Here is an 8,332-nt window from a genome sequence, read left to right as displayed (position 1 = left end):
CATCGTCAGGCTCTTACAGCCCAGAAACCCCCTTCAGCTCCCAAGCTGAAGGGGGTTTTTGCTTTGCAATAGCAACAACAACCAACGAGCCGCCGCGTCAGGCCGTACCTCGCATGCAAGCGAGCCGCTTTCGCGAGAGCAACAGCTCCAAAGCTTTTGCGTCGCGTGCTCACATGCCCGAAGTGTCGCTGCACGCAGCGCACGCTTGGCAGGCGAAATCCCGCCTTCCGCCTAAGCCGTCGTGTCGGCGACGACGACGTTGATAAACGGTCTGGCTGATAGGACGAACTGACCGGACTGGCCGATGATCGGCCATTCATAATCCACCTATGCACACACGGATCGACCACTTCGCGGCGTTGTCACGGAAGTCTGTACTCAAGGGGTTCACACTCATTGAGCTCATGGTAACGATCGCCTTGATCGCGATTCTGGGTGCGCTGGCTGCCCCCAGTATCCAGCAGTTTGTTGTGCGCTCCACCATCCGCGCTGTGAGCAACGACTTTTCGCTAGCCATGCAGCGAGCCCGGACCGAAGCCATCAACCGAAATGAGTGTGTTGTCATGTGCATGTCTTCAACAGCCGGGAGTTCTTCGCCGACCTGTATCAACACCGGAAGTAACTGGGGGGTGGGTTGGATTGTGTTCAGGTATCCAGCATGCTCAACCTCCAGCGGCAACTACGCTGGTCTTCCTTCGAGCAATGCAGACATCATTCTGGCGCGCGAGGCTGTTGACCAGCGGTACCAGTTAGTGAGCCCTGGGGGATCGCCAACCCGCGCGGTAGTGTTCAATGCACGCGGCTTGCCTAGGCTTGGTACCAGTACTGCTTTCAATCTCTCGGACACAGCGTCGCCGGCGGACTTCACGTACGGCCGCACCTTTTGCCTGAACCAGCAAGGTCGCCTCCGCGTGCTGGAGCTCTTAAGCAACTGTTCTGGAGGCTGACCATGAAGAGACCTGTAAGCACTCAAGTCCGAGGCCGCCAGACTGGCGTGACCTTGATAGAGATCTTGGTTGCAGTTCTATTGTTGTCCTTCGCACTGCTTGGCATAGCAGGATTGCTCAGCACCACCACCCGCTACCAACTGGGTGTGGAGGCACGTTCGAGCGTCACGTATCTCTTCAATGACCTTACCGCGCGCATTCGAGCAAACTTTGATACGGCGACGGTTTCGGCCGCTCATTACCTCTACTCTGATAACTGGGCCGCACAACAGTCTGCAACCCTGACGGCTCCCTCTCCCTCATGCGCTGCGAGTGGAGGAAGCAATTGTTCGATGAACGAACTCGCTGCGTTTGACTTATGGGAGATGCGCAGTGCCGCAAGACGGCAGATGCCGCAAGGGGCCTTGCAAATCAGCGGCGATGCTGCGCAAGGCATGGTCGCTACCTACATGTGGTTCGACAAAGACAATACCGATACAGACGCGGTGGGCGCAGCCACCCTCAAGTCGGCACCAACGTGTGTGGCCACCATGAACGCGATAGAGCAGCAGAGCTGCTGTCCCGCTGCGGCTGCCGCACCGGCAGGGGTTCGGTGTCTCAACCTTCGATTCGTACCATGATGCCGACTCGCCTGCCTCCACCCCGTTCTGCTGCCTCGTCATACGCGCGTGGTTTCACGCTGGTTGAATTCCTTGTAGCCATGGCCATCGGTATGGCGGTTGTCATCGCTGCATCCTATGTGTACCTGGCCACGAGAAATTCCCAGCGGGTCCTGAGCGAGAAGGCTGCGATGTTCGAAAACGCGCGATTTGCGATGGAGGTCATCGGGCGCGACATCGAGAACGCGGGCTTCTACCCCGCGATTCGGGTTGGGCCCGAGCAAGTTGCAGCAGCAGAGGTCGTGGTTGATGGGTACGGCAATCCGTGTCTGGATCGAAGCGGAGCGGCGAACGGACTATGCACATTTGCGGCTCCCGCAGCGTTTACGGCACCAGTATTTGGCTGTGCTGGACAGCGTTTTGAAAGAACTGGAACAGGCGCTGGATCGGCATATGCATGCGCAGCGCACGCTGCCAGCACCCCGGCAGACGCGATTGTCATCAATTACTACACCAATGACGCCGAAGGCTTGGATGTAGGTCAGCGGGGCGACTGCCAGCGCCAGGATGTCGCTATCGATCCACTGAACGAGCCGCGTCGAAATGCGAGTCACCCCTCAGCGACGGCAGCCTCACGTCCGTTTTTGCTCCCGCGGCGACCAATGTTTGTGACGAATGCCTACACGCTTCAGTCCACAACGCTGCAGCAGGAGGGGCAAACGATCAATACGTTCAGCCTGGCATGCAATGGCAATGGAAACGACGACGCGGTCGCAACAGTCAACGTATACCAACCCATTGTGCAAGGCATTGACCAATTGCGGTTTTCGTATCTCACCCGAACGGGTACTGGAAGCACACGGTACCTGGCCACTGGGAGTGTCACCAATTGGGGCAGCGTTGTCGGAGTGCGTGTCTGCTTGATGGCCAGGTCGCTTGAGAACACCCGTCTTGAAGGTCCTGCGAGTTACACCTTGACCGACTGTGACGGAGCTGCACGCTCTTTTTCCGATGGCGTTGAGCGCCGCGTCTATACGCAGGTGTTCGCGCTGAAAAACACTCTCAATGAATGATGTCCATGATGCAACATGTGCCTAGACGGCAGCGCCGCCCGGAGCAAGGCGTCGTGCTTGTCGTCGTACTGATTTTCCTGCTGTCGCTCACTACTTTGGCGGTGTTCTCCTCCCGAAATGCCACCCTCGGCGAGCGTCAGGCGCGCAATGAAATGGAATACCAAGTCGCCCGCCAAGCTGCTGAAGCCGCACTGCGGGACGCAGAAGTTGACCTGCGGATGACCAATGGCGACGTTGCTGCGACCAATGCCATCTGCACCAGAGGTGGATTGCTTCGTACCGCGGAAGCGACGGTCTCGGACGACGGCATCGAGTTCACCGATACCTGTCTGACGGGACAGTGCCGTTTGCCGCAGGCGCGCTATGAAGTTGCGTATAGTGCTGCGACAACGACCAATCCGGGCCAGCCGTGGTGGCCCCGTACCAAAGGCGGACTCTGGAACGACAGTCTCACGACGAAGCCCTCGCGCTCTGGCGGAGCACTGAACTGTACGACCTTCACGGGCGCTGTGTCGCTGGGCGTCTTTACCGGGACTCCTGCTCTGCCGGGCGTGGCACGACAACCTGAATACCTGATTGAGTACATCAATCCCAAGCAAGACACGAATCTCCAGACCAAGGACTTTCGATGCACCAACCCCATCGGCATTGGTTCCGGGGCCACCCCCAGCAGGGCCAGTGCCGACGAGACGGCCAGTGCAGCGGCATCAAGATCGGCCACCGCTCCTTCCTGTCATCTCTTCAGAGTCACGGCTCGAGGCTTCGGTGCTTCTACTCGGTCTGCCACCATCAACACGGCGACCGTGGATGTGCCGAATGTCGAAATCGTTTTGCAGACTTACTACCACGTCCTCAAGCCCTTGGCGGCGAGGTAAGTGAGCACGAAAGGAAAAGTCACCATGAAGCTTTTCAATGCATTCCGCGTCCTGCCATTGGCAGTGGTCGCTGCAGGCGTTTTCTCCGTGTCCATGGTGAAGGCGGATCCCCCGCTCACCTCGATTCCGACCAATGCGGTTCCGCCGAACATCTCGTCGTCCAGCTCTACGCCGATGATGATGCTGGCGGCCAGCAAGGATCACTCGCTGTTTGGGCCGATGTACACCGACTTTGAAGATCTGGACAACGACGGCGTTATTGATACGACGTACAAGCCAGACTTCAAGTACTACGGGTATTTTGATGCCACCAAGTGCTACACCTATAGCTCTACCGATGGCCGCTTCAATCCAGCTGCAAGCGCCACCATCAGTGGCGGGCGCTTTGTGTGTGGCGGTACGGGTCATTGGAGTGGCAATTTCCTCAACTGGTCCACGATGAGCCGCTTGGACATCGTGCGAAAAATGCTGTACGGCGGATTTCGCTCGATCGATAACAACGGAACAACCGAGTTAATGGGCTCGCGCTTTGTTCAAGATGCGCACTCCTTTGTGAAGTATTACAAAGGCACTGACATCCGGGACTACACGCCTTTTACCCAGGCCGATCTGACCAAGACCACGGGTGCGAATGCCAACGTGTATGCGGGCTTGAGCCTTTGCGTGACCGGTTCGAGCGAGGATCCGAAGACTTCACAGCCGACTATCCGCTTGGTCAAGGGGAATGTGCGGTTCTGGTCCACGGTGGAAATCAAGCTGTGCCGGTGGCGCGATGCGCCAGACAACTACGATCAAGGTACTTTCGGCCCCAAGCTGGCCCGCTTTTACTTTGATGCCGACAAGGGCAACGGCGGCGTACGCCACGAAATCTCCATTCCATCGCGCACACAGGATGGCGCGACGTACTCTGGAATCGGGCCAGACCTGAACCTGAAGGTGCGCGTCTGTGATCCGTCGTTGCTCGGCGATGAGCGCTGCCAGCCGTTTCCTGCCACCTCTACGACCAACTTCAAGCCCTACGGCCTCCTGCAGGAGTTTGGATATGCCAAGGATACGAGCACCCTGGCCAAAACGGAGTTTGGGCTGATCACGGGAAGCTATGACCGCAAAAACACGGCGGGTGCTCTCCGAAAGAACATTCGCGATCTCGAGGATGAGATCAACCGAACCACTGGCGTGTTCTGCCACAGTCCCTCCTCGGGCTGTGCCGCCACCTTGGCCGATGGTCGGGCTACCGGCAACGGAATCATCAAGAGCTTTGACTCCATGATCCTGTTTGGGCGCTCTGGCACGAGCTATGGAGGCGCCGCTGCGCCCAGCGGATCTGGTGAAACGGATCTTCCGGCGTGGGGCAATCCCATGGGGGAAATGCTGGTGCAAGCGCTGCAGTACTACGCATTCGACGGCTCGACTCCCTCGCCCACCAACCCATCGTCTTCCACCAACGATGCAAACGCCGGACTTCCGGTCGCGACTTGGCAAGACCCTCTTGCGTCCAGCACCGCTCGCGCGCCCTTTGGCAATGCGATGTGTCGCCCATTGAATATTCTGGCGTTGTCGTCGAGTGCTTTGAGCTTTGATGGCCAAGCCGGCACACCGTTTACCACGCTGCCCAGTTCATCGGCAGGGCTTGATAGCTTTGTCAATCAGATCGGCGCTGCAGAAGGTATCCACAACACCATCCGTTCTGTGGGCTCCGTCAGCGGCAAGGGTCTCACTGCGGCCGATGACAAAAACTCCTGCTCCGCAAAGACCGTCACGTCTCTGGCCGATGTCAACGGCATCTGTCCAGAAGCGCCTGCCATGGGCGGCACGTACCAGATTGCCGGGGCTGCTCTGTATGGGAACACCACTCGGATTCGAACGCCCAGTACCCCTCCGCCCGACCTGAACAAGGTGGAGGGCGCGCTGAAGGTCAAGACCATGGCCGCGTCCCTGACGGGCGGCGCACCGCGCATCGACGTGCCGGTGCCAGGCTCCAACCCGAAGAAGTTTGTCTACATCACGCCTGAAAGTGTGCAAAACGGCGGTAATGTGTCCGCTCCCCTCACCTTTGCCTCGGTCAGCTCCGGCCCCACTTACGGCGCATTCATCGTCACGTGGAACGACCGATTGATGGGGGGGGACTATGACATGGACATCACCGGGTTCTTGCGGTACGACCTGATCGCGAACTCCAGTTCGCCTTCTGGTTGGGATATTCGTATCACCACCGACATTCCCAACGTGTGCGGCGGTGCGGCTGGGACGCATGGCTTCAGTATCGTCGGCGTCACCAGGGGGGGCACTTCAGCAGATGGCCGTTATCTGACCCATCAACATGGCGGGAGCAACTCGAACTATGTTGCGCTGACGGGCATGCCTGGTACGACCGAGCATTTGTGCGGTGACGCGACCTACCGCGCCCGGATTTTTTCCGGAGCCCGTACCTTTGGCGAAACGGTGTGCGCTGTCACTGGCGATGGCAACACTGGCGACCCGAACAATGCGACCAAACCCCGTTACTGCACGGTGAAGAACGAAGACTTCCTGGTGACGAACACCTTCAACATGGTTGGCGAGTCGGACGCTTTGATCAAAGAGCCCCTGTGGTACGCCGGAAAGTATGGCTACTTCAAGTCGAGCGTGAAAAATGCCGACGGCACCTACAGCAATGTCAGCATGCCGTCGAGTCAGCTCGATTGGGACAACTACCGCTCGGACGGCTCCATTGGCCAGGATGGCATTCCGGACGGATACTTCGCGGCCCGTCGTCCGGAACTGCTGGAGCAGCGCTTGAGAGATGCTCTTGAGCAAATCATCAACACCACGAACTCCGCGCCCGCAGTGTCGTCAGCCCAGGTGATCACGGGCGGATACAAGTACGTTGCAAGCTTCGAGCCCGCGCAAAACGCCGGCTCTCTGCTGGGCTATCAACTGCTGTCCAACGGAGCGTTCTCCGCAACACCGAGCTGGGATGCGGGTCAAAAGCTTGCTGCGACTTCGACCACCTCGAGACCCGTCATCACAAACGATGGCGTGACCGGGGTAGCGTTCTCGACGGCCACGACCTTCTCGACGGCCTACATGGCGGCGTTGCGCGGCAGTGGTGCCGGTGCGCTCACGACCACCCAGGCGGACGAGTTGATCAACTACTTGCGTGGCGACCGCAGCCGTGAAAAGCCGACCGGCATCTGGCGGACGCGCCGCGTCAGCAATATTCTGGGCTCCATCGTCAATTCGTCTCCGTGGCTGCAGTTGCGGCCGTCTGCCAAGAACATTGGGGCATTGCCCGCCAATACGCCCACCTACGCGAGCTTTGCCAATGCCAACAAGGCGCGTAGCCGGCCTCTGTGGGTGGGCTCCAACGATGGCATGCTGCACGCGTTCCAGTCGGAAGGTAGCAACGCGGGCGAGCCTATCCTGTCGTATCTGCCCTCGCCCATCGTCGGCCGCGCGCGCGTTCTCTCGCAGGACATGACGGCCATCCAGGCGGGGATGGACGGCAGCCCCTTCACGGGCGACGTGTTGCTGGGCACAGGTGGTGTGACCTCGTCTTGGAAGACCTACCTGTTCAGCAGCCTGGGGCGTGGAGGCCGTGCCTTCTTCGCGCTGGACGTGACCGATCCTTCGGCTCTTACGCAGTCCAACGCCGCGTCTATTTACAAATGGATGTTCAGCTCCGATGACGATGCCGACATGGGCTACGTGCTCGGCGATCCGAAGATGCATCCGCAGAGTAACCAGGCCATTCCGATCGCGCGCATGAACAACGGTAAATACGCCGTGCTCATGCCCAACGGGGTGGGCTCGGTCAACGGTCGCAGCTTCCTGTACATCCTGTTCGTCGATGGGCCGAGTGGATCCAATGGCACGTGGGTGTCGGGTACCGACTATGTGAAGATCGCGACGGACACCGTGGGCGGTGGCGGCTTGATGGGCGTCAACTGGGCCGACTTGGACGGCAACGGTACGGCAGATGTTGTCTATGGCACCGACCTGCAAGGCCGACTCTGGAAGTTCGATGTTCGGGCTGCGGCGACTGCTTCGTGGGGATCCGCGTACACCGTGCCCAGCACCACGACGCCTGCGCCCATGTTCGAGGCCAAGTCCGGCACCCAGGCACTTTCGATCTCGGCCGCGCCAGCCCTGTCGTTCCCGGACTTTGGTGGTGTGATGATCGCCTTCGGAACCGGCAAGTCCATCAATGCCGGAGATTTCCCGGACGCGACCAAGACACAGCGCTTCTACAGCATCTACGACAAGGCGAACTGGGCCACAGCATCACCGGTCAACAGCAATCTGTCCACGCTGCTGCAGCGCACTCTCGTACGGACGTCTGATGGCTCTGTGTATGTGAGTGTTGGCGCAACGGCATTCAACAAGGACACCCACGACGGTTGGTATTTCAACTTCGTGCCCTTGTCCAGCTCGACCTCGCTCAACAACGAAATGGTGCTGACCACCGCCGAGAATCGCTTCGGTACGCTGTTCTTCACGTCGGTTCGACCCTCTGCGGCTTCTTCCAATAGCTGTTTCTCGGCGCCGGATGGCGCGTTGTATGCCCTCGACCCTGTTTCCGGTACCCCCCGTTCGAGCATCCTCGGCACCGTCGACGTGGTGGTGGGCAGCGTGACGGTCAAGGTCAACAAGGTGGGACAGAATGTGGCCGACCAGAAGGTGGTGCCGGGCCTCAAGGTGCTGGGCAACGGCAAGAAGGGTACGATCACAGCAATTGGGCAGAATACCGACGCGTCGCTGGCTGAGGTGTGGCGCGCGGTGCGACGCCAGTGGCGCGAAGTGCCGAACACCCGGACGTTTGACTGAACGTTTCAGGGGATCAACAAGAAGGTCGTTTT

The 8,332-nt window shown here is 59.2% G+C and carries 5 protein-coding genes; all 5 read left to right on the top strand.

Annotated elements, in window-relative coordinates:
* Positions 1 to 329: 329 nt before the first annotated feature.
* Genes ABD866_RS11650 through ABD866_RS11630 form a run of 5 tightly spaced genes read left to right on the top strand, consistent with a single transcriptional unit; the run spans position 330 to position 8,300 of the window.
* A complete protein-coding gene (locus ABD866_RS11650; RefSeq protein WP_345065020.1) occupies positions 330 to 947 on the top strand; it encodes a GspH/FimT family pseudopilin in 618 nt (205 codons plus the stop codon).
* Between the two features lie 2 nt (positions 948 to 949).
* A complete protein-coding gene (gene pilV, locus ABD866_RS11645; RefSeq protein WP_345065018.1) occupies positions 950 to 1,567 on the top strand; it encodes a type IV pilus modification protein PilV in 618 nt (205 codons plus the stop codon).
* A complete protein-coding gene (locus ABD866_RS11640; RefSeq protein WP_345065015.1) occupies positions 1,564 to 2,619 on the top strand; it encodes a PilW family protein in 1,056 nt (351 codons plus the stop codon). Before pilV ends, ABD866_RS11640 begins: the two co-directional genes overlap by 4 nt.
* 5 nt (positions 2,620 to 2,624) lie before the next feature.
* On the top strand, positions 2,625 to 3,494 hold the full coding sequence (locus ABD866_RS11635; RefSeq protein ID WP_345065012.1) for a pilus assembly PilX family protein: 870 nt from the start codon (positions 2,625 to 2,627) through the stop codon (positions 3,492 to 3,494).
* Between the two features lie 24 nt (positions 3,495 to 3,518).
* Positions 3,519 to 8,300, top strand: a complete 4,782-nt coding sequence (locus ABD866_RS11630) for a pilus assembly protein (RefSeq protein WP_345065009.1) — start codon at positions 3,519 to 3,521, stop codon at positions 8,298 to 8,300.
* Positions 8,301 to 8,332: the final 32 nt, after the last annotated feature.

It is taken from the genome of Acidovorax lacteus (assembly GCF_039540375.1).
GTDB classification, from domain to species: Bacteria; Pseudomonadota; Gammaproteobacteria; order Burkholderiales; family Burkholderiaceae_C; genus Acidovorax_G; species Acidovorax_G lacteus.
Note: the sequence above shows the minus strand (reverse complement) of the source record. Positions and strands in the feature narration are given on the sequence as shown.